The sequence below is a fragment of the Pseudomonas sp. genome, assembly GCF_002796985.1.
In the GTDB taxonomy this organism is placed as follows: Bacteria; Pseudomonadota; Gammaproteobacteria; order Pseudomonadales; family Pseudomonadaceae; genus Pseudomonas.
In genome coordinates, this window is sequence record NZ_PEKX01000007.1 from 61774 (window position 1) to 83343 (window position 21570).

At 65.9% G+C, this 21570-nt stretch carries 19 protein-coding genes; 6 read left to right on the plus strand and 13 right to left on the minus strand.

The genetic code is table 11. The features are described 5' to 3' along the window. Nucleotides 1-79: 79 nt before the first annotated feature. The gene (locus CTR55_RS05825; RefSeq protein WP_296284964.1) at nt 80-877 is read right to left on the minus strand and encodes a tetratricopeptide repeat protein; all 798 of its coding nucleotides are present in this window, start codon (nt 875-877) and stop codon (nt 80-82) included. Nucleotides 878-883: 6 nt separating this feature from the next. Then, nucleotides 884-1564 (minus strand): Fe2+-dependent dioxygenase, encoded by a 681-nt coding sequence (locus tag CTR55_RS05830; protein WP_296284965.1) that lies wholly within the window; start codon nt 1562-1564, stop codon nt 884-886. Nucleotides 1565-1765: 201 nt separating this feature from the next. On the opposite strand from CTR55_RS05830, the gene CTR55_RS05835 reads away from it, so the two are divergent. Together CTR55_RS05835 and CTR55_RS05840 are read left to right on the plus strand one after the other, a co-directional pair. Continuing rightward, entirely contained in the window at nt 1766-4027 is a 2262-nt protein-coding gene (locus CTR55_RS05835) for a TonB-dependent siderophore receptor (RefSeq protein WP_296284967.1), read from the plus strand. A gap of 178 nt (nt 4028-4205) precedes the next feature. Then, the gene (locus tag CTR55_RS05840) at nt 4206-6752 is read left to right on the plus strand and encodes a sulfite reductase flavoprotein subunit alpha (protein WP_296286468.1); all 2547 of its coding nucleotides are present in this window, start codon (nt 4206-4208) and stop codon (nt 6750-6752) included. Between the two features lie 237 nt (nt 6753-6989). On the opposite strand, the gene lpxO is transcribed toward CTR55_RS05840, so the two are convergent. Further along, nucleotides 6990-7889 (minus strand): lipid A hydroxylase LpxO, encoded by a 900-nt coding sequence (gene lpxO / locus CTR55_RS05845; protein WP_296286469.1) that lies wholly within the window; start codon nt 7887-7889, stop codon nt 6990-6992. Nucleotides 7890-8020: 131 nt separating this feature from the next. Here lpxO and CTR55_RS05850 point away from each other — a divergent pair, with 131 nt between their 5' ends. From CTR55_RS05850 to CTR55_RS05860, 3 genes are read left to right on the plus strand one after another with little or no spacing between them, the layout of a single operon-like run. Next, nucleotides 8021-8776: a 5-oxoprolinase subunit PxpA gene (locus tag CTR55_RS05850; RefSeq protein WP_296284969.1), complete on the plus strand. Its 756-nt coding sequence runs from the start codon at nt 8021-8023 to the stop codon at nt 8774-8776. After that, nucleotides 8773-9450, plus strand: a complete 678-nt coding sequence (gene pxpB / locus CTR55_RS05855; RefSeq protein ID WP_296284970.1) for a 5-oxoprolinase subunit PxpB — start codon at nt 8773-8775, stop codon at nt 9448-9450. Before CTR55_RS05850 ends, pxpB begins: the two co-directional genes overlap by 4 nt. Continuing rightward, nucleotides 9447-10364: a biotin-dependent carboxyltransferase family protein gene (locus CTR55_RS05860; protein ID WP_296284971.1), complete on the plus strand. Its 918-nt coding sequence runs from the start codon at nt 9447-9449 to the stop codon at nt 10362-10364. Before pxpB ends, CTR55_RS05860 begins: the two co-directional genes overlap by 4 nt. Here CTR55_RS05860 and CTR55_RS05865 read toward each other — a convergent pair. Then, the gene (locus CTR55_RS05865) at nt 10357-10839 is read right to left on the minus strand and encodes an Lrp/AsnC family transcriptional regulator (RefSeq protein WP_296284972.1); all 483 of its coding nucleotides are present in this window, start codon (nt 10837-10839) and stop codon (nt 10357-10359) included. The genes CTR55_RS05860 and CTR55_RS05865 overlap by 8 nt on opposite strands. A 135-nt stretch (nt 10840-10974) precedes the next feature. Here CTR55_RS05865 and CTR55_RS05870 point away from each other — a divergent pair, with 135 nt between their 5' ends. Continuing rightward, the gene (locus CTR55_RS05870) at nt 10975-11601 is read left to right on the plus strand and encodes a LysE family translocator (protein WP_296284974.1); all 627 of its coding nucleotides are present in this window, start codon (nt 10975-10977) and stop codon (nt 11599-11601) included. A gap of 179 nt (nt 11602-11780) precedes the next feature. Here CTR55_RS05870 and CTR55_RS05875 read toward each other — a convergent pair whose 3' ends face one another. The 9 genes from CTR55_RS05875 to CTR55_RS05915 form a co-directional block, all read right to left on the minus strand. Then, nucleotides 11781-12425 carry a hypothetical protein gene (locus tag CTR55_RS05875; RefSeq protein WP_296284976.1) on the minus strand — a complete coding sequence of 215 codons (645 nt, stop codon included), beginning with the start codon at nt 12423-12425 and terminating at the stop codon, nt 11781-11783. A gap of 161 nt (nt 12426-12586) precedes the next feature. Then, nucleotides 12587-13558: a peptide ABC transporter ATP-binding protein gene (locus CTR55_RS05880; RefSeq protein ID WP_296284978.1), complete on the minus strand. Its 972-nt coding sequence runs from the start codon at nt 13556-13558 to the stop codon at nt 12587-12589. After that, the gene (locus CTR55_RS05885; RefSeq protein ID WP_296284980.1) at nt 13555-14532 is read right to left on the minus strand and encodes an ABC transporter ATP-binding protein; all 978 of its coding nucleotides are present in this window, start codon (nt 14530-14532) and stop codon (nt 13555-13557) included. The genes CTR55_RS05880 and CTR55_RS05885 overlap by 4 nt, the downstream gene beginning before the upstream one ends. After that, complete coding sequence (locus CTR55_RS05890) at nt 14529-14651, minus strand: hypothetical protein (RefSeq protein WP_296284981.1); 123 nt, start codon at nt 14649-14651, stop codon at nt 14529-14531. Before CTR55_RS05890 ends, CTR55_RS05885 begins: the two co-directional genes overlap by 4 nt. 11 nt (nt 14652-14662) lie before the next feature. Next, complete coding sequence (locus CTR55_RS05895) at nt 14663-15574, minus strand: ABC transporter permease subunit (protein WP_296284982.1); 912 nt, start codon at nt 15572-15574, stop codon at nt 14663-14665. Nucleotides 15575-15588: 14 nt separating this feature from the next. Next, nucleotides 15589-16599 (minus strand): ABC transporter permease subunit, encoded by a 1011-nt coding sequence (locus tag CTR55_RS05900; protein ID WP_296284983.1) that lies wholly within the window; start codon nt 16597-16599, stop codon nt 15589-15591. A 74-nt stretch (nt 16600-16673) separates the two neighbouring features. After that, entirely contained in the window at nt 16674-18260 is a 1587-nt protein-coding gene (locus CTR55_RS05905) for an ABC transporter substrate-binding protein (RefSeq protein ID WP_296284984.1), read from the minus strand. Between the two features lie 11 nt (nt 18261-18271). After that, entirely contained in the window at nt 18272-19681 is a 1410-nt protein-coding gene (locus CTR55_RS05910) for an OprD family outer membrane porin (RefSeq protein ID WP_296284986.1), read from the minus strand. Between the two features lie 163 nt (nt 19682-19844). Further along, nucleotides 19845-21452, minus strand: coding sequence for an ABC transporter substrate-binding protein (locus CTR55_RS05915; RefSeq protein WP_296284988.1), 1608 nt, complete (start codon nt 21450-21452; stop codon nt 19845-19847). Nucleotides 21453-21570 lie beyond the last annotated feature (118 nt).

The window sequence follows — 21570 nt, forward strand, 5'->3', positions numbered from 1 at the left end:
GAACGTTCCGGCAGCCAGGGTGGCCGGCGAAGCTAGCAGGGCGGGCGTGAAGATTACGTCAAATAATGGCGAATATCTGCTAGAAGGCGGCGGCCAGCACTTGCGACAGGCGCTGCAGATCTGATTCATCACCCAGTTCGGCGGCCCGCTGGAAGTAGGCCAGTGTCAGTTCTTGCAGGCTTGGCGGCATGGAAGTGGCGAGTTGCTCGCGTGCCACACGCAGGAAGTTGAGGTTGCCGCCCTCCAGCGCCCGTTCCAGCCAAATGCGCGCGGCAGCCAGGTCGCCGCGTTCGGCGAGCACCGAGGCGTGGCTGAACTGCCCACGAAAGTCCCCGGCCTCGGCGGAGCGGCGGTACCACTGCCGGGCCGTGTCCAGATCACGCGGCACCACCAGGCCTTCCTCGTGGAAGCGTCCGACCAGGTTCATCGACTTGGCATGGCCCAGCGCCGCCGCGCTCTGGTAGAGCGCCAGCGCGCGGGCGTCGTCGCGCTCCACACCGCGGCCTGTGGAGAGCAGATTGGCGAGGTTGTACATCGCCCAGTCGAGCTTCTGTTGCGTGGCTATCGCGTAATGACGGGCGGCGCCGGCCTCGTCTTTCACGCAGCCCCAGCCGTGCTCCAGGCAGCGCCCGAGCATGTTGCGCGCCATGGCGTGGCCGCGCTCGGCGGCGAGGCCGAACCAGGTCAGGGCGAGGCCGATGTCCTGCTCGATGCCGTGGCCGTCGAGGAGGATCTGTCCGAGCAGTGCCTGGGCTTCCAGGTCGCCCTCGCGGGCGCCGGCGAGGATCAGCCGGGCAGCCTGCCGCGGGTTGTCGGCGAGCTGGCCGGTGAGGTCTTCGACGTTGATTTCTTCAGTACGACGCAGGACGAAACTCATGGCGGGTCAGACATCCACCCAGCGGCGCAGCAGGTTGTGGTAGGTGCCGGTCAGCTCGATCAGTGCCGGGTGATCCGGCACGTCGCGGGTCAGTGCCTGGATCGACTGGTCCATCTGGAACAGCAGGGCGCGCTGGCTGTCCTCGCGCACCAGGCTCTGGGTCCAGAAGAATGAGGCAATGCGCGCGCCACGGGTCACCGGGTTGACCTTGTGCAGGCTGGTGGCGGGGTAGAGCACCAGGTCGCCGGCCGGCAGTTTCACCTGTTGGGTGCCGTAGGTGTCGTGGATCACCAGCTCGCCGCCGTCGTAGTCCTCCGGGTCGCTGAAGAACAGCGTCGAGGAGACGTCGGTGCGCACCCGCTCGCGGCCACCCTGGGTGTCGCGCACGGCGTTGTCGATGTGGAAGTCGAACGAGCCGCCGCCGGTGTAGCAGTTGAACAGCGGCGGGAAGACCTTGTTCGGCAGCGCGGCGGACTGGAACAGCGGGTTGCTCCACAGGCGCTGCAGCATGGCTTCGCCGATTTCGCGGGCCAGCGGGTGGTCCTGCGGCAGTTGCAGGTTGTGCTTGGCGCGGGACGACTGGTAACCGGCGGTGACCTTGCCGTCGGCCCACTCGGCCTGTTCCAGGGCGGCGCGGATGCGCGTCACCTCATCGCGGGTGAAGACGCCAGGGATGTGCAGCAGCATGGGCCGATTCCATCGGGTTCGATAATTTGCCAATGATAATGATTTGCAACATACCGATACAACCGCCATACCCTTACTTCCGACAGGGGGAAAGTGTAAAAGTTGTAAATCATCTGCGTATGGTAACTGATATTAATTGCTACAAATTCTCAATTACAATACATTGCGCGGCCTTCAAGAGCCCCTGGGGAGGGAGTTTCGATGTCGCGTCAATCCACCGAGTTCGCCGGCAGCAAGCCGCGCCTTCTAGTCAGCGCTGTCGGCGTGGCGATCACCGCCCTGTCCGGTGCCCAACTGGCCCACGCTGCCGAAGCTTCGGAGAAGAAGTCCGGCCAGGACGTACTGTCCCTGGACGCCGACACCGTCGTCGGCACCCAGCAGCAGGACCCGACCACCTACAACGTCGAGAAGTCCTCCAACGAGAAGTACACCGCGCCCCTGCTGGACACGCCCAAGACCGTCACGGTGATCCCGCAGCAGGTGATCAAGGACACCGGTGCCCTGACGCTGCAGGACGCCCTGCGTACCACGCCCGGTATCACCTTCGGTGCGGGCGAGGGTGGCAACCCGGCCGGCGATCGTCCGTTCATCCGTGGCTTCAACGCCGAGAGCGACACCTTCCTCGACGGCATGCGCGACGTAGCTTCGCAGACTCGCGAAATCTTCAACATCGAGCAGATCGAAGTCAGCAAGGGGCCGGGTTCTGCCTATACCGGCGCCGGTTCCACCGGTGGCAGCCTCAACCTGATCAGCAAGACCGCCAAGCAGGCCGACTTCAACGATGCCAGCGTCGTGCTGGGCACCGACCAGACCCGCCGCACCACCCTCGACGTCAACCACATGCTGGGCGACAACGCGGCGTTCCGCCTCAACCTGATGAAGCACGACGCCAACGTCGCCGGCCGCGACGAGGTCAACGTCAGCCGCTGGGGCGTGGCGCCCACCGTCACCTTCGGCTTCAACACGCCGACCCGCGCGACCCTGTCGTACTACCACCTGTCCACCGACGACATGCCCGACTACGGCATTCCGCTGACGTTGGCCGGGCGTAGTGAGCGCAACCCAAGCAAGCCAGTGTCCGTGGACAAGAGCAACTTCTACGGCCTGAACGACCGCGACTACCGCAAGAGCACCACCGATTCCGGCACCTTCCGCATCGAACACGACCTGAACGACAACCTGACCTTGTCCAACAGCTTCCGCCTGGTGCGCACCACGCTCGACTACATCGTCACCAACCCCGACGACAGCCGTGGCAACGTTGCCAATGGGCTGGTGTATCGCTCCTCGAAGAACCGTAACTCCACCTCCAAGGGCTGGGTCAACCAGACCGACCTGAAGGCCACCTTCGACACCGGCTTCATCGGCCACACCCTGGTGACCGGCATGGAGTTCAGCTACGAGGACGTGCACAACCGGCCTTACGTGATCACTCCCGGCGGCGGCAGCGGCAACATCTGCACTCCGTCGCTGATCGCCAGCGGCGACTGCACCAGCCTGAACAAGCCCACCCCGGGCGATCACTGGACCGGTAGCATCAAAGACAGCGCCGCCTTCACGGACACCGACACCAAGACCGCTTCGGCCTACGTGTTCGACACCCTCAGACTCAGCGAGCAGTGGGACCTCAACCTCGGCCTGCGTTACGACGACTTCGAGACCCGCTCCAGCGGCTACTCCACCGGCGGCCGTGGCTCGCCTGCCGGCGATTTCGACCGTCAGAACAACAGCCACTTCTGGAATTACCAACTCGGCGTGGTCTACAAGCCGGCGCCCAACGGCAGCGTCTACGCCGCCTGGTCCACCTCCAGCAACCCTAGCGGTGAGACCGCCGGTGAGGGCGGTGGTGACCTGGCACTGGCCAACACCAACCTCGACCCGGAACGCAACCGCAACTACGAGATCGGCACCAAGTGGGCGTTCTTCGACGAAGCGCTGTCGCTCAACGCGGCGGTCTTCCGCACCGACAAGACCAACGCCCGCGTCGCCTCGCCGGATGACTCCACCGTGCAGGTGCTGGACGGCGAGCAGCGCGTGCAGGGCGTCGAGCTGGGCTTCAGTGGCGCGCTGACGCCCAAGTGGAAAGTCTTCGGCGGCTACACCTACCTGGACAGCGAGATCCTCAAGTCCAGTGTGGCCAGCGACGAAGGCAACCGCATGCCGCAGACCGCGCAGAACAACTTCACCCTCTGGTCGACCTACGACGTGCTGCAGAACTTCACCGTGGGTGGCGGCGCCACCTACGTCGACGAGCAGTTCGGCAATACCGCCAACAGCACCATGATCCCGTCCTACTGGCGCTACGACGCCATGGCCAAGTACGTGATCAGCAAGAACGTCGACCTGCAGCTCAACGTGCAGAACCTGACCGACAAACGCTACTTCGACCAGGTCTTCAGCACCCACATGGCGCACGTGGCCCCGGGCCGCACCGCACTGCTGGGCGTCAACCTGCACTTCTAAGGGCGCGCAGCACTGGCGCCCGCCCCGGCCGATGCTCCTCGGCCGGGGCTTTTCTTTGTCCGGGCGCCAACGGGCGAAGCTAAGGCCAGGGTAAAGATTGTTAAACCGGCTGCGCTTGCGAGCCATTCTCATTAAAATGCCGCCCTGCGTGAGGGTGTCCGAAGGTGAAGCCGCGGTGTTGAAGAAGGTCCTGTTCCAGTTGCATTGGCTGTTCGGTATCAGCGCAGGTCTGGTGCTGGCGCTGATGGGCGTCACCGGTGCGATGCTGTCGTTCCAGGATGAAATCCTGCGCGCCATCAACCCCGACAGCCTGGTGGTGGAAAAGCGTGCCGAAGGCGTGCTGCCGATGGACGAACTGATCCGCCGGGTGGAGAGCGCCGAACCGGGCAAGAAAGTTTCCTTCTTCTGGCTCAAGACCGGCGGCGAAGACTCCGCGCGCATCTTCTTCACTCCGCCGCCGGGCCAGCGTCGTGGGGAGTCGCGCTATGTCGACCCGTACACCGCGCAGGCCCTGCCCGCGCCGGTGGGCGAAGGCGCCTTCCAGTTCATCATGCAGCTGCACCGCTTCCTCGCCGCCGGCGAAGTCGGGCAGAAGATCACCGGCGCCTGCACCCTGATCCTGATCTTCTTCTGCCTCTCCGGCCTCTACCTGCGCTGGCCGCGCAAGGCACTGAACTGGCGTACCTGGCTGACCTTCGACTGGCGCAAGAAAGGCCGCGCCTTCAACTGGGACCTGCACGCCGTGGCCGGCACCTGGTGCCTGGCGTTCTACCTCCTGGCCTCGCTGACCGGCCTGTACTGGTCCTACGAGTGGTACCGCAACGGCCTGTTCAAGCTGCTTGACGACGCCCCCGCCGGCCAGGCCAAGGGCGGCCAGCGCGGCGGCAAACGCGGCCCGGCGCCGCAAGGCCCGCCGCCGGTGGTGGACGCCACGGCCATCTGGAACACCATCGCGCAGACCGGCGGCCCCCGCATGACCGCCTACAACCTGCGCCTGCCGCCGGTGAAGGGCCAGCCGGCCAGCGTGTTCTACCTCCTCGATGATGCCGCCCACGAACGCGCCTTCAACGAGATGACCATCGACCCGGCCAGCGGCAAGCTGCTCAAGGATCGCCGCTACAACGACAGCAGCGCCGGCAAGCAACTGCTCACCAGCGTCTACGCCCTGCACGTGGGCAGCTACTTCGGCCTCACCGGGCGCCTGCTGATGATGTTCGCCAGCCTGGCCATGCCGCTGTTCTTCATTACCGGCTGGCTGCTCTACCTCGACCGCCGCCGCAAGAAACGCGCTGCGCAGGCCGCCCGTGGCGAGCTGGATAACAACGCCGGCGGCGCCGATTCGTGGCTGGTGGGCTACGCCAGTCAGAGCGGCTTCGCCGAGCAACTGGCCTGGCAGAGCGCCGGCCAACTGCAGGCCGCCGGGCTGCCGGTGCGCGTCGAGCCGCTGGGCAAGCTGGACCGCGCGCAACTGGAGCAGACCCGCAATGCGCTGTTCGTGGTCAGCACCTTCGGCGAAGGCGAGGCACCGGACAGCGCCCGTGGCTTCGAGCGCCAATTACTCGGCCAGGCGCTGGGCCTCGATGACTTGCGCTTTGCCATCCTCGCCCTGGGCGACCGCCAGTACGAACACTTCTGCGGCTTCGCCCGGCGCATGCAAGGCTGGCTGCAAGGGCAGGGCGCGCGCCCGCTGTTCGACGGCGTGGAAGTGGACAACGGCGACGCCGCCGCGCTGCACGACTGGCAGGTGCGCCTGGCGGAGCTCTCCGGCGCCGCGCCGCAAGTGGCTTTTAGCGCGCCGGCCTTCGAAGTGTGGACGCTGAGCGGTCGCGAACACCTGAACCCCGGCAGCCAGGGCGAATCCACCTGGCTGCTGCGCCTGAGCGCACCGAACGACTCGCAGATCGACTGGGCTGCCGGCGACCTGGTGGAAGTCGTCCCGCGCCAACCGGACTTCCTCGTTGCCCGCTGGCTCGAACGCCTCGGCCTGGACGGCACCGCCAAGGTCCAGCTGGATGGCCTGAGCCTGCCACTGAAGGACGCCCTGGCCGGTTGCCTGCTGCCGGGCAACCTCGAACACCTGGTCGGCCAGCACGGTCAGGCAGTCTACGACGCGCTGATCAAGCTCTCGGTGCGCCAGTACTCCATCGCCTCGCTGCGCAGCGAAGGCGCCCTGGAGCTGATCGTCCGCCAGGAGCAGCATGCGGACGGCTCGCTGGGCATCTGCTCCGGTTGGCTCACCGAGTACCTGCCCGACGGCGGCAGCCTGCTGTTGCGCCTGCGCCGCAACCGTAGCTTCCACCTGACCGAGGAGGATCGCCCGCTGATCCTGATCGGCAACGGCACCGGCATCGCCGGCCTACGCGCGCTGCTGCAGGCGAACGTGGCCGAGGGCCGTTCGCGCAACTGGTTGCTGTTCGGCGAGCGCAACATCGCCCACGACTTCTACTGCCGCGACGAACTTGAAGGCATGCTGGCGCGCGGTGAACTGCAGCGCCTGGACGTCGCCTTCTCCCGCGACCAGGCGGAGAAGGTCTACGTGCAGGACCGCCTGCGCGCCAATGGCGAAGCCCTCGCCCAGTGGCTCGACGACGGCGCGGCGATCTACGTCTGCGGCAGCCTGCAAGGCATGGCCGAAGGCATCGACCGGGCCCTGCGCGAGATGCTTGGCGATGCAGAAGTCGAGGCGCTGCTGGAGAGCGGGCGGTATCGGCGCGACGTTTATTGATCTGGCGTTTGATGCCAGCAATCGCGGACGGAGTCCGCTCCTGCGCGCGGGTTGACCGACTTTTGTAGGAGCGAGCTTGCTCGCGAATAGTTTTCCCGGCGGCCCCGGAGCTGGGTGGGTTCGCGAGCAAGCTCGCTCCTACAAGGATGGGCCGCACTTCGTCCGAGATGCTTTTCGGTGCGCCCCAAACAAAAAGGCCCCCGCGATTGCGGAGGCCTTTTTGATTTCAGACGCGGCTCAGATCCACAGGAACAACGCCAGCACCGCCGCGAACAATCCCCACTTCTGCAGGTAGTACAGCTTGCGGTTGCGCTTCTTCAGGGCCTTGCCGTGCAGGCGGATCTTGTACAGCGAGGCGAAGGCGCGGTTGATCCCGCCAGTCTTGTCGCCCGCGTCGTTGGGCGAGGCCGCTGCGGCCATCACGTTGCGGCTGAACCAGCGGTTGAAGGCCGTCACCCAGCCGTATTTCAGCGGCCGCTCGATGTCGCAGAAGAGGATCACCCGGTCGTGCTCGGTGGTGTTCTCGGCGTAGTGGATGTAGGTCTCGTCGAACACCACTGCCTCGCCATCGCGCCAGTGGTAGCGCTCGCCGTCCACCTCGATGAAGCAGCCCGGATCGTTCGGCGTGAGCAAGCCAAGGTGGTAGCGCAGCGAACCGGCATAGGGGTCGCGATGGCGCACCAGGCGCGAGCCCGGCGGCAGCTCTGCAAACATCGCCGCCTTCACCGATGGAATCTGCCGCAGCAGTTCGGTGGTCTTCGGGCACAGGGCGTCGGCGGACGGATGGCTGTCGTCGTACCATTTCAGGTAGAAGCGCTTCCAGCCGGTCTTGAAGAAGGAGTTGAAACCCACGTCGTTGAGCTGGTCGGCGCGCTTGATGCTGCCGGCGTCGCGCAGGTGCAGGGCCTCGCTGCGGATGGCTTCCCAGTTCTCGGTCAGCAGGCGCATCTCGGGGAATTCGTCGGTCGCCAGGTACGGGCGGCTCGGCACCCTGGAGAACAGGTACATGAGGCAGTTGATCGGCGCCAGGAAGCTGGAGTGGTCGCTCAACTGGCGTGTGAACTTGTGGCGCACCCGCCCACGCAGGTGGACATAAACGATGCTCAGGCCGAAGGCGGCCAGAATGGCGGCTTTGATCATTCTGGGGGAAGTTTCCACGGGTCTAGGCGGGGAATGGTACTCCTCCTGAACGTGACTGAGTATTCTCCGAAGGCCAAAGGCCATTTGCTGATTTACCCTGTGGGAAATATCGAAGGATGGCGAGACCGATGACCGAGCGCACCCCGCGAATCCTGCTCAACTGCGACATGGGCGAGAGCTTCGGCGCCTGGCGCATGGGCGACGATACCCACGCCATGCCGCTGATCGACCAGGCCAACCTGGCCTGTGGTTATCACGCCGGCGACCCGCTGACCATGCAACGCACTGTTCATCTCGCGGTAGGCTGTGGCGTCAGTATCGGCGCACACCCGGCCTATCCGGACCTTGCCGGCTTCGGTCGCCGGCACATGAGCTGTTCGCCCGAGGAAGTCCACGCCCTGGTGCTGTACCAGATCGGCGCGCTGGACGCTTTCTGCCGCGCCGCCGGCACCCAGGTGGCCTACGTGAAGCCCCACGGCGCGCTGTACAACGACCTGGTGCGTGACGACGCGTTGTTGTCCGCTGTGCTCGACGCCTGCGCCGCCTACCGCAAGCGCCTGCCGCTGATGGTGCTGGCCCTGGCTGACAACAGCCGTGAGCTGCAACTGGCCGATGTAGCCGACGTGCCGCTGATGTTCGAAGCCTTCGCCGACCGCGCCTACCTGCCTGACGGTCAGCTTGCCCCGCGCCGCCTGCCCAGCGCCGTGCACCACGAGCCGCAGCGCATCCTCGACCAGGCCCTGGCCATCGCCCGTGGCGAACCCTTCCCGGACATCGACGGAAACCCGCTATGCCTGCGCGCCGACAGCCTCTGCGTGCATGGTGACAACCCCGAATCCCTGGCGGTGCTGCGGCGCCTGCGTGGCCTGCTGGACCAGGCATGATCCGTGTCGAAGCCTTCGGCGCCACGGCGCTGCTGATCACCCTCGCCGAGCAGCCCGACGACGCGCTGCCGTTGCGCATCGCCCGACTGGCCGAGCGACTGCGCGCCGAGCTGGGCGCGGCGCTGATGGACTGCGTGCCGGGCTGGACCACGCTGCTGCTGCACTACGACCTGCTACGCATAGACCTGCCGCAACTGCAAAGCCGCGTGCAGGCAGCGCTGGCGGACTGGCCCGGCGACGCCCAGGTGAACGACGCCGGGCGCCTGCATGAAATCGCCGTGTGGTACGCCGGCGAGGATCTCAGCGAAGTCGCCCGGTTGTGCGGGCTCACTTCCGCCCAGGTGATCGACCTGCACGCCGGCCGCGACTATCGCGTCGGCGCCATCGGCTTCTCCCCTGGCTTCGCCTACCTCGGTGAGCTGGACGAACGCCTTGCCCTGCCGCGCCGGGCAACGCCGCGTACACACGTGCCCGCCGGCAGCCTGGCGATTGCCGAGCGGCAGACAGCGGTTTATCCACAGGCCTCGCCCGGTGGTTGGCATCTGCTCGGCCGTACCGCGCAACGCCTGTTCGATCCAGGCCAGCCGCCGCCTTGCCCTTTGGCCGTGGGGGATCGCGTGCGTTTCGTGCCTATCGATGAGGTGGCTTATCGCGCGGCCGGGGGCGCGCCATGAGCCTGAAAGTCATCGCCTGCGGACCGCTGTGCCTGCTGCAGGACGGCGGCCGGCGAGGCTGGCAGCACCTGGGCGTATCGCCGAGCGGCCCTGTGGATAAACATGCGGCGGCCTGGGCCAATCGTCTGCTTGGAAATGTGCCGGGCGCGCCGCTGCTGGAAGTTGCCCTGGGCGGCCTGGACCTGGAAGCGCAGGTCGATACCTGGCTGGCACTGACCGGCGCCGAGCTGCCGGCGACGCTCGATGGCCAGCCGCTGCCGGGCTGGTCGCGCTTTCGCGTGTGGGCCGGGCAGCGCCTGAAACTGGGCTTCGCCCGTGCCGGTCAGCGTGCCTATCTCGCCGCTGCCGGAGGCTTTATTACCGAACCGATACTGGGCAGCGTCGCGACCCAGATGCGGGAAAAACTCGGCGGTCGTGCTGGCAATGGCCAGCCTCTCGCTGCCGACGATCTGCTGGAATGCGCAGCCCACGGCGAATGTTTCAACCGCGGCGCCAGCGTGCCCTGGCCTTATCGGCCGGACTACCGAGAGGCCCCGACATTGCGTGTGCTGCCGGGTCCGGATGTTTTCAGCGAGGAACAACGCCAGGCCTTCTTCGGGCAGCGCTGGCAGATCAGCCCGCAATCCGACCGCATGGGCGTGCGCCTGCGCGGCGAGGCGCTGAGCGCGCCGCGTCGGCAATGGTCGTTGGGGATAGTGGAAGGCGCCATCCAGGTGCCGCCGGACGGCCAGCCGATTGTCCTGCTGGCCGACCGCCAGAGCATGGGCGGCTACCCACTGCTGGGCGTGCTGCACCCGCTGGACGTTGGCCGCCTGGCGCAATGCCCGGCGCACAGCGAAGTGCGATTCGCCCCGGCAAGCGTGGAGCAGGCGCAGGCGGATCTGAGTGAGTTCCTGCGCTTCTTCGCTACTTAGGCAGGTGCTGCAGCGGCAGCGGCGCCGACTCCTTCACCGTCTGGATGGCGAAGTTGCTGCGGATGTCGCTGACGCCCGGCAGCTTGAGCAGGGTGCCGGTGAGGAACTGCTCGTAGGCGCGCAGGTCGGGCAGCACCACTTGCAGGAGGAAGTCCGACTCGCCGCTGACCAGGTGCACCGAGATGACTTCCGGCAGGTCGATCACGGCCTGGCGGAACGCGGCGGCGCTGGTGTCGCTGTGGCGTTCCACCTTCACCCCGACGAACACGGTCAGCCCCAGGCCGACCTCGTCGCGGCCCAGTTCGGCGTGGTAGCCACGGATCATCCCGGCTTCCTCCAGCAGGCGCACCCGGCGCAGGCAGGGGGAGGGTGACAGGCCGATCTCCTCGGCGAGCTGCACGTTGGTCAGCCGGCCATCGCGCTGCAAGGCGGCGAGGATACGGTGGTCGTAGGCGTCCAGTTTTGGGTTTGGCATGAGTGACTATTCAATGAGCTTTCGATTGGCAGGATATGCCAATTGTTAGCGTCAAGCTGGTCGAATACGCAACCACCTGCCTCGACCTTCAGGCATAGAATCCCTATCCGCAATGACTTCTTCGGAGTGGCTCTTGTGGATATTGGCGTCTTTCTGCTGGCCCTGGCGATGGTCTACCTGCTGCCGGGGCCGGACATGATTCTCCTGCTGCACACCGGCGCCCGCGACGGCTGCCGTGCGGCGTTGGCAACCGCTGTGGGGCTTGGCGTGGCGCGTGGCTGCCATGTGGCGCTGGCGGCGACCGGGCTGGCGCTACTGTTCCGCACCGCGCCCTGGACTTTCGATGTCGTGCGCATCGGCGGCGGCCTTTACCTGGCGTGGATCGGCCTGCAACTGCTGCGCGCGCCGGTGGGTTTGCCAGTAGCGGATGGGGCGGCTGGGTTATCCACAGTCAGCTATGGGCGTGCTTTCAGGCGGGGCCTGCTGACCAATCTGCTCAATCCCAAGGCACTGCTGTTCTGCTCGGTGCTGCTGCCACAGTTCATCCATCCGCAGAACGGCCCGTTGGCGCTGCAGTTCGCGCTGCTGGGCGGCGTGCTGGTGGTGGTCGGGCTGGGCTTCGACAGCTTCTACGCCATCAGCGGCGAGCGCATGGGCCGCTGGCTGGCGCGGCACCGGACGATGCAGCGCGTTCAGCAGTGGGGCTTCGGCGGGATTCTGTTGGGGTTCGGCGTGCGCCTGGCGCTGATTCGTGACCTTTAGAGCGGCGTGATCGCCGGCTGGAGCGCTCCTACAGATCGGCTCCGTCGCTCGGGCAGGGTGTAGGAGCGGACGCCGTCTGCGATAGATTGCCGGCAGCTCTGAGCTGGCCTGTTGCACATCGCGGACAAAGTCCGCTCCTGCGAGAGCCGGACGTGACAGTGCAAGGTTGCAGGTAGGTATCAGAGGTCTTCCGGCTGGATTTTCCACAGCCGCGCCACCGAGGGCTTCTGCGGATTGCGTGCGACCACCAGCAGGCCCAGATCCTTGCCGCGCAACTCGCGCAGCAGCTGCGCGCCCTGGCGCTGTTGCAGGTTCTCGGCGAGATGCCCGAGGGCGATGGCCGCCGCTGCCGGGTGGGTGGCGACCGGCACGTAGCTGCCGTCGTCCATGTCCAGCACCACATGCTTCTCGCCGGGGTCCGGAGCGGGAATGTGCAGGCTGGTCTTGAGCAGTTGCGCCATGGCTTCGTCGCGCTGGGGGGCCGTCAGCTGTCCCGGTGGCAGTGCTCGCTCCAGGGGGGAAAACTCGTCTTTGGGCTCGGCTTTCGGTTTGGCCTCGGCCGGTGGCTGGGCGGCAGCCTTGGCGCGAACCGGCGCGGGCGGCTTCGGCGCTGGCGCGCTGAAGTCCAGTTCTTCCTGGTCGAGTCCGTCCCAGTCGATCTCGTCGAGATCGACTTCCGCTGCTGCCTTCTTCCTCGGCACCGGTTTCTTCCGAGACTTCACGGCCGCACGCACGTCCATCCGCCGCTGACGCTTCCACTTGTGCAGCTGGACGTTGGCGACGACGGCGGTGACGAGGATGAGCAGGAGGAAGAACAGCAGCATGGATGATCGTGGCCCTGTGGATAACGGCCACGGCTGGCAGGCAGTGGCGGGACGCCACCCTAGCGGGATGTATTGGATCAGGTAGCAGGCCTGTTCCTGCTGCGCTGTAGGACGCAGCTGTATCTGCAAGAGGGGCCGGCCTATGACCGGCCCGTTTCGCATCAGTTCAGGAACTGCTCCGCGTGGTGGCAGGCCACCTGGCGCTCATCGAGCTGGCGCAGTTCCGGCACCTCGGCCTTGCAGCGCTCGGTCGCATAGGGGCAGCGCTTGTGGAAGGCGCAGCCGCTGGGCGGTTTGAGCGGGTTGGGCAGTTCGCCCTGGATCTTGATCTTGGTCTTGCTCGGATCGGGGTGGATGGCCGGGGTCGCCGACAGTAGCGCCTGGGTGTAGGGGTGCAGCGGGCGCTGGTAGAGCTTGTCCGCCGGGCCCATTTCCGCCGGGCGGCCGAGGTACATCACCAGCACATCGTCGGCCACGTGGCGGACCACGGCGAGGTTGTGGGAGATGAACACGTAGGCCGTGCCGAACTCCTGCTGCAGGTCCATGAACAGGTTGAGCACCTGGGCCTGGATCGACACGTCCAGCGCCGAGGTCGGTTCGTCCGCCACCAGCACCTTGGGCCGCAGCATCATCGCGCGGGCCAGGGCGATGCGCTGGCGCTGGCCGCCGGAGAACATGTGCGGGTAGCGCTGGTAGTGCTCGGGGCGCAGGCCGACCTGTTTCATCATCGCCTGCACGCGCTCGCGGCGTTCGATGCGGGACAGGCTGGTGTTGATGACCAGCGGCTCGGCCAACTGGTCGCCGATCTTCTGCCGCGGGTTGAGCGAGGCGTAGGGGTTCTGGAAGACCATCTGCACGTCGCGGCGCAGTTGCTTGCGGGTGTCGTGGTCGGCGCCTTTCACCTCGTGGCCGGCGATCTGCAGGGAGCCGGAGGTGGGCTCCTCGATCAGGGTCAGCGCGCGGGCGAGGGTGGACTTGCCGCAGCCGGATTCGCCGACCACGGCGAGGGTCTTGCCGGCCTGCAGGTCGAAGGACACGCCGTTCAGCGCGCGGACCAAGGCGTGCGGCTTGAACAGGCCCTGGGAGATTTCGTAATGGCGGGTCAGGTCGCGGGCGGTCAGGACGGCGCTCATCGGGCCACCTCGGGGGTCAGGTTGAGCGGGTAGAAGCAGCGCACCGCGCCGCGCTCATGGGTTTCCAGGGCCGGGCGCACAGTGCGGCAGTTGTCCTGCACGTAGGGGCAGCGCGGCGACAGCAGGCAACCTTGCGGGCGGTCGTACTGGCCGGGGACGATGCCGGGCAGGGTGGCCAGGCGTTCCTCGCCAGCGCTGTGCTCGGGAATGGCCTTGAGCAGCGCTTCGGTATAGGGATGGGTCGGCAGGTCGAACAGCGCCGGCACCTGGCCGATCTCCACCGCTTGCCCCGCGTACATGACGCAGACGCGCTGGGCAGTCTCGGCGACCACGGCGAGGTCGTGGGTGATGAGGATCAGCGCCATGCCCTGGTCGCGTTGCAGGCTCAGCAGCAGGTCCATGATCTGCGCCTGGATGGTGACGTCCAGCGCGGTGGTGGGTTCGTCGGCGATCAGCAGCTTGGGCTCGCCGGCAATCGCCATGGCGATTGCCACGCGCTGGCTCATGCCGCCGGACAGCTGGTGCGGGTAGGCGTCCATGCGCTGGGCGGCGCCGGGGATTTCCACCCGTTCGAGCAGTTCCAGGGCGCGCTGGCGCAGGGCCTTGCCGCGCAGGCCGAGGTGCAGCTTGAGCACTTCCTCGATCTGGTAGCCGACGGTGAAGCTGGGGTTGAGGGCGGTCATCGGGTCCTGGAAGACCATGGCGATGTCCTTGCCAACGATGCGCCGCCGCTCGCGGCCCTTCAGGCGCAGCATGTCAGTGCCGTCGAACTGCATGGTGTCGGCGGTGATGATGCCGGGGGCGTCGATCAGTCCCATCAGGGCCATCATGGTCACCGACTTGCCGGAGCCGGATTCGCCGACGATGGCCAGGACTTCGCCCTTGTCCACCGAGAGGTCGAGGCCGTCCACCACCGGGACGGCGTTGCGGTCGCCGAAGCGGACCGAGAGATTGCGCAGGTCGAGGAGGCTCATACGGCGGTCTCCATCAGGCTCTTGTACTTGTAGGAGCGAGCTTGCTCGCGAACGGGGAACGCAGGGGATTGCAGGTTCGCGAGCAAGCTCGCTCCTACGAAGGGCACGAGGGTATTCATCTGCATGCTCCTCACGCCGCGTTCTTCAGCTTCGGGTCCAGCGCATCGCGCAGGCCGTCGCCCATCAGGTTGATTGCCAGCACGCTGAGCAGGATGGTCAGGCCGGGTAGCGAGACAACCCACCAGGCTCGCTCGATGTAGTCGCGCGCGGAGGCCAGCATGGTGCCCCACTCGGGCGTCGGCGGTTGCACGCCCAGGCCGAGGAAGCCCAGGGCGGCGGCGTCGAGGATGGCCGAGGAGAAGCTCAGGGTGGCCTGCACAATCAACGGCGCCATGCAGTTGGGTAGCACGGTGACGAACATCAGGCGCAGGGTACCGGCGCCGGCGAGGCGCGAGGCGGTGACGTAGTCGCGGTTCAGTTCGCCCATCACGGCGGCGCGGGTCAGGCGCACGTAGGCCGGCAGCGAGACGATGGCGATGGCGATCACGGTGTTGATCAGGCCTGGGCCGAGGATGGCGACGATGGCCACCGCCAGCAGCAGCGAGGGCAGGGCCAGCATGATGTCCATCAGGCGCATGATCACCGGGCCCAGTCGGGTTGGCGAGAAGCCGGCGAGCAGGCCGAGGAAGATGCCGGGGATCATCGAGATCAGCACCGAAGTCAGGCCGATCATCAGCGACAGCCGTGCGCCGTGCATCAGGCGCGAGAGCAGGTCGCGGCCCAGTTCGTCGGTGCCCAGCAGGAACTGCGTGTTGCCGCCTTCGAGCCAGAGCGGCGGGGTGAGCAGGAAGTCGCGGAACTGTTCGCTCGGGTCATGCGGTGCCACCCACGGAGCGAACAGCGCGCAGAACACGATGACCAGCATGAACAGCAGGCCGCCGACCGCGCCCTTGTTGCGCGAGAAGGCTTGCCAGAATTCTTTCAACGGGGATGGGTAGACCAGGCTCGGGTCGCTGGCGGGAGCTTTGGCGTTGGCATTCATGGCGTCGGCTCCGGTTAGCGTTGGTGGCGGATGCGTGGGTTGGCGAGGCCGTAGAGGATGTCCACGATGAAGTTCACCAGGATCACCAGGGTCGCCACCAGCAGGATGCCGTTCTGCACCACCGGGTAGTCGCGGCGGCCGATGGCGTCGATCAGCCATTTGCCGATGCCCGGCCAGGAGAAGATGGTTTCGGTCAGCACCGCGCCGGCCAGCAGCGTGCCGACTTGCAGGCCGAATACGGTAAGCACCGGGATCATGGCGTTGCGCAGGGCGTGCACGAACACCACGCGGGCCGGCGACAGGCCCTTGGCGCGGGCGGTGCGTACGTAGTCTTCGCGCAGCACTTCGAGCATCGAGGAGCGGGTCATCCTCGCGATCACCGCCAGCGGGATGGTACCCAGCACGATGGCCGGCAGGATCAGGTGGCGTACAGCGTCGATGAACGCGCCTTCTTCATCGGACAGCAGCGTGTCGATGAGCATGAAGCCGGTCTTGGGCGGGATGTCGTAGAGCAGGTCCAGGCGCCCGGAAACCGGCGTCCAGCCCAGGGAGACGGAGAACAGCATGATGAGGATCAGGCCCCACCAGAAAATCGGCATCGAGTAGCCGGCCAGGGAGATGGTCATCACCCCGTGGTCGAATAGCGAGCCGCGTTTGAGCGCCGCGATCACTCCGGCAAGCAGGCCGAAGGTGCCGGCGAACAGCAGGGCGGCCAGGGACAGTTCGAGGGTGGCGGGGAACAGGGTGAGGAACTCGTGCCAGACGCTGTCGCGGGTGGTCAGCGATTCGCCGAGGTTGCCCTGGGCGAGGTTGCCGATGTAGTCGAGGTACTGCTGGTAGAGGGGCTTGTCGAGCCCCAGGCGGTGCATGGCCTCGGCATGCATCTGCGGATCGACGCGGCGTTCACCCATCATTACTTCCACGGGGTCGCCTGGGATCAGGCGGATCAGCGCGAAGGTGAGCAGGGTGACGCCGAAGAAGGTCGGGATCAGCAGACCGAATCGGCGTGCGATGAAACTGAGCATGGTGTTGGGGGGCTCCTCACCGAGCGGCTACCCGTCGGATCACGACGGGCGCCGGTTTCTTATGACTTTGCCGGTTACTGGATCTGAACGTCGGCGAAGTTGTTTTTTGTCAGCGGGCTGATGGTGTAGCCCGAGATATTGCTGCGGCGCACATTGAACAGCTTAGGATGTGCCAGGGGAATCCATGGGGCCTGCTCGTGGAATATGGATGTCGCCTTTTTATAAAGTTCCGCCCGTTTTGCGTTGTCGCTGGTCTGGCGGGCTTCCTGGATCAGTGTTTCGAAGTCCTGATCGCACCAGAATGCATGGTTTTCGCCTGATTTCGCTGCCGCACAGCTCAGGTTGGGCGAGAGGAAGTTGTCCGGGTCGCCGTTGTCGCCGGCCCAGCCGCCGTAGAGCGAGAGATCGTGCTCGCCGGCCTTGATGCGCTTGATCAGCTCGCCGAACTCCAGCGTGCGGATGTCCAGGGTGATGCCCACCTTGGCCAGGTCGGACTGCAGCATCTGTGCCATTTGCGCCGCATTGGGAATGGTCGAGGAGCTGCCGTTGCGGGTGAACAGGGTCAGCTTGAGATCCTCCACGCCGGCTTCCTTGAGCAGCGCCCTGGCGCGTTCGGGATCGTGCGGCCAGTCCTGGATGTCTTTGTCATAACCCAGCAGCGTGGCAGGGTACGGGTTGATGGCCGGCGTGGCCGCGCCGGCACCATAGACGGCATCCAGCATGGCTTTCTTGTCGAACGCCAGGTTGATGGCCTGGCGCACGCGCACGTCGTCCAGCGGCTTGTGCCGGGTATTCAGGGCGACATAGGTCGTGAGCAGCGCGTCGATGCTATCGACCGCCAGGTTCTTGTCCTGTTCGAGGCCGGGTACGTCCGACGGTTTGGGGTAGAGCGCGATCTGGCACTCGTTGCGGCGAATCTTCTGCAGCCGGACGTTGGAATCCGGAGTGATGGCGAACACCAGATTGTCGATCTTCGGCTTGCCACCGAAGTAGTCCGGGTTGGCGCGGAAGCGCACCTGGGCATCCTTGGCGTAACGGTTGAAGACGAAGGGCCCGGTGCCGATGGGCAGGTTGTTGAGCTGCCCCTGCTTGCCGGCGGCCAGCAACTGGTCGCCGTACTCGGCCGAGTAGATGGAGGCGAAGTCCATCGCCATGTCGGCCAGGAACGGCGATTCCGGGTGGTTCAGGGTGAAGCGCACGGTGAGGTCGTCGAGCTTCTCCACCGACTTGATCAGCTCGCGCATACCCATGGCGTCGAAGTAGGCATAGCCGCGCGCGGAAGATTCATGCCAGGGATGCTTCGGGTCCAGCGGGCGCTGGAAGGTCCAGAGCACGTCGTCGGCGTTGAGGGCGCGCGTGGGCTTGAAGTAGTCGGTGGTATGGAACTTCACGTCCGGGCGCAGGTGGAAGGTGTAGGTCAGCCCGTCGGGGCTGACCTCCCAGCTTTGCGCCAGCGACGGCACCACCTCGGTGGTGCCTGGGCGGAAGTCCGCCAGGCGGTTGAAGACGGTCTGGCCGCTGGCGTCAGCGGTGACTGCGCCGGTGTATTGGACGATGTCGAACCCTTCCGGGCTCGCTTCGGTGCAGACCACCAGGTTCTGCGCCAGGGCGGTGCCACTGCCGAGTGCCAGCAGTAGCGGAATCAGACGCGGGATGGGCATGCTGGTTCTCCTTACAGCAGGTTGAACGGGAAGTTGCTGACCAGGCGAACCTCGTTGACGCTGCCGTCCGCCTGGTTCTGGCTGGCCAGGTGTTTCATGTAGGTCAGGCGGAAGCTGCTGCTCTTGAGTGGGCCGCCCTGCAGCGTGTAGCCGGTGGAGAGACCGAGCTCGTGGTGCTTCTCGTCGTCCATGGCACGCACGTTGTAGCCGCTCACGCCGTTGCGGTCGCCGTCGTAGTGGGTGCCGTCGATGCCCCAGCCCTTGGCGTACCACGCCATGGTGGTCAGGCCGGGCACGCCGAAGGCCGCCCAGTCGGTGCTGTAGCGCAACTGCAGGGACTTTTCGTTGGGACCGTTGTAGTCGGAGAGCAACGAGTTGGCCAGGTAGATGGCCGCGGTCTCGTGCACGTAGTCGAAGTACTCGTCGCCACGGATCTGCTGCCAGCCCAGCAGCACGGCATGGGCGCCGTGGGTGAGGGTGAAGGCGAGGCTGTAGGCATCGTTGTCGATGTAGCCGGCCTTGCGTTCGCCGGTGTCGCCGGTGTGGTAGTAGTCCAGCTTGGTGTTCAGCGCCAGGCTGGCCGGGTCGCCCAGGTCGTGGGAGGCGCCGAAGTAGTACTGGTTCCAGATGTCTTCGAAGTGCGCGCCGTAGGCGGTGAGCTTCAGCTTCTTCATCGCCTGGTAGCTGCCACCGAGGTAGCTGAAGCTGCTGCCGGTGAAGTCCTGCGCGCCGTACTCGGTTGTCAGGCCTTCATGGCCGGAGCCGGTGCGCGGGCTGGCGCGGGTGAAGCCGCCGGCCTGCACTTCAAGGCCTTCGAGCTCCTCGCTGAGCAGGCTGACACCATCAAAGGACGAGGGCAGGGCGCGGTTGTCGTTGATGTTGAATACCGGGTTCTCGGTCTGCTGGCGGCCGGCGCGCAGCACCGTATTGGAAGCGCGCAGCTTCACGTTGGCCACGCCCATCTTTGACCACTGCGGTACGGCATCCCCGTCGCTGTCGGTCAGGGTGCGCGTGCCGCCGCCAGCGATGCGTCCGTGGCCGCGCTCCAGGGCGATCTCGTTGAAGGCGGAGGCGTCCAGGCCGACGCCCACGGTGCCCTGGGTGTAGCCGGAGCTGTACTTGAGCTGGCTGCCCTGGGTCCAGGTGTAGCGGCTGTGGGTCGGTTCGGTGTAGCCGTCCTTCTTGATGTTGAAATGGAAGCTGTCCTTCATCTGCTCGCGGGCGGCGAAGTTGCGGGTGCTGAAGGTCAGACTCTGGCCTTCGACGAAACCTTTCGCGCTGGCCTGGCCCTTGACCACGACTTCACTGTCGCGGCGGGCTTCGTCCGGCGGCAGGTCGTCTTCGTCGGCCCAGGCCAGGCCCAGCGGGGCGCTGCAGATGGCCAGTGCCAGGAGGGGGCGGGTGAATACGTGATGCTGCATGAGTTGCTCCTTGTTGTTATCGGTTTTCCTAGCAACGAATGCATCCCCTCCGCCCATCGGAGAGATGGGGGAGCCGGCAGGCAGAGGGGAAGGCGGGGTGTGCCGCCCGGTCTGTGCCGGGCTGGCGTTCAGGCGGCCTTGGCCGCCGCAGTCGAGTCGGCGATCAGGGCTGGTTGGCCACGCCGTAGAAGGAGTTGCGCCCGAAGGGGCTGATCAGGAAGCCCTGCACCAATTTGCGCATGGGTTGGTAGACGGTGGAGTGGGCGATCGGGCTGATCGGCAGTTGCTGCGCGAGGAGTTGCTGAGCCTTCTGGTAGAGGGCCACGCGTTGTTCGTGGTCGGTGGTGGCCTTGGCCTGGCGTACCAGCTTGTCGTAGTCGGCGTCGCACCACTTGGAGATGTTGTTGCCATTCACCGAGTCGCAACCGTAGAGCGTGCCGAGCCAGTTGTCCGGGTCGCCGTTGTCGCCGGTCCAGCCGAACAGCGCGGCGTCATGCTCGCCGGCGTGGGCGCGCTTGATGTACTCGCCCCATTCGTAGCTGACGATCTTCGCCTTGATGCCGACCTTGGCCCAGTCGGCCTGGATCATCTCGGCCATCAGCTTGGCGTTGGGGTTGTAAGGGCGTTGCACGGGCATCGCCCACAGGGTGATCTCGGTACCTTCGGCGATGCCGGCCTTCTTCAGCAGCGCCTTGGCCTGTTCCGGATCGTAGGCCTGGCCCTTGATCGATTCGTCATAGGACCATTGGGTCGGCGGCATGGCGTTCACCGCCAGTTGGCCGGCACCCTGGTAAATCGCGTCAATGATCGCCAGCTTGTTCAGCGCCATGTCCAGCGCCCGGCGTACGTCGGTCTTGTCCAGCGGGGCGTGGGTGACGTTGTAGGCCAGGTAGCCGAGGTTGAAGCCCGGCTGCGACGGCATGTTCAGGTTCGGGTCCTGCTTCAGCGCCTCGAGGTCCGCCGGGCGTGGGTTCAGGGTGATCTGGCATTCGCCGGCCTTGAGCTTCTGCAGGCGCACCGAGGCATCGGTGTTGATGGCGAAGACCAGATTGTCGACCTTCACGTCATCGGGCTTCCAGTAATCCTTGTTGCCCTTGAAGCGGATCATCGCGTCCTTCTGGTAGCGGCTGAACACGAAGGGGCCGGTGCCGATGGGCTTCTGGTTGATCTCGCCGGGCTTGCCCTGCTGGAGCAACTGGTCGGCGTATTCGGCGGACTGGATCACCGCGAAGTTCATCGCCAGGTTCTGCACGAAGGCCGCGTCGACCTCGTTCAGGGTGAAGGTCACGGTGTGCTCGTCGACTTTGCTGACCCTGGCGATGTTGCGGTCCAGGCCCATGTCGGTGAAGTACGGGAACTCGGTGGGGTACGCCTTGCGGAAGGGTTGCTGCTTGTCGAGCATGCGGTTGAAGGTGAACAGCACGTCGTCAGCGTTGAATGCGCGGGTCGGTTTGAAATAGTCGGTAGTGTGGAACTTCACGCTCGGGCGCAGGTGGAAGGTCCAGGTCTTGCCGTCGGCGGAGGTTTCCCAGCTTTGCGCCAGGGCCGGCTGGGCTTCGGTGCCGCCGCGCTGGAACTGCACGAGGCGATTGAACAGGGTTTCCGAGGTGGCGTCGTAATCGGTGCCGGTGGTGTATTGGCCGGGGTCGAAACCCGCCGGGCTGCCTTCGGAGCAGTACACCAGAGTGGAAGCCGCGTTGGCCGCGGAGCCGGCGAGCAGCAGCCCGCCGAAGGCGAGTGCGTGCAGGGGATTACGTCGCATCTTGCGCATTGCCTGACCTCATTCTTGTTTTTCTGAGGGGCCGGCGAACCGATGGGGTTTGCAGCCGGCCTGGTCGGACTGGGCCGGATAAGGCCTATCCATTCATGGTCGGGCTGTGCCCGGCCAC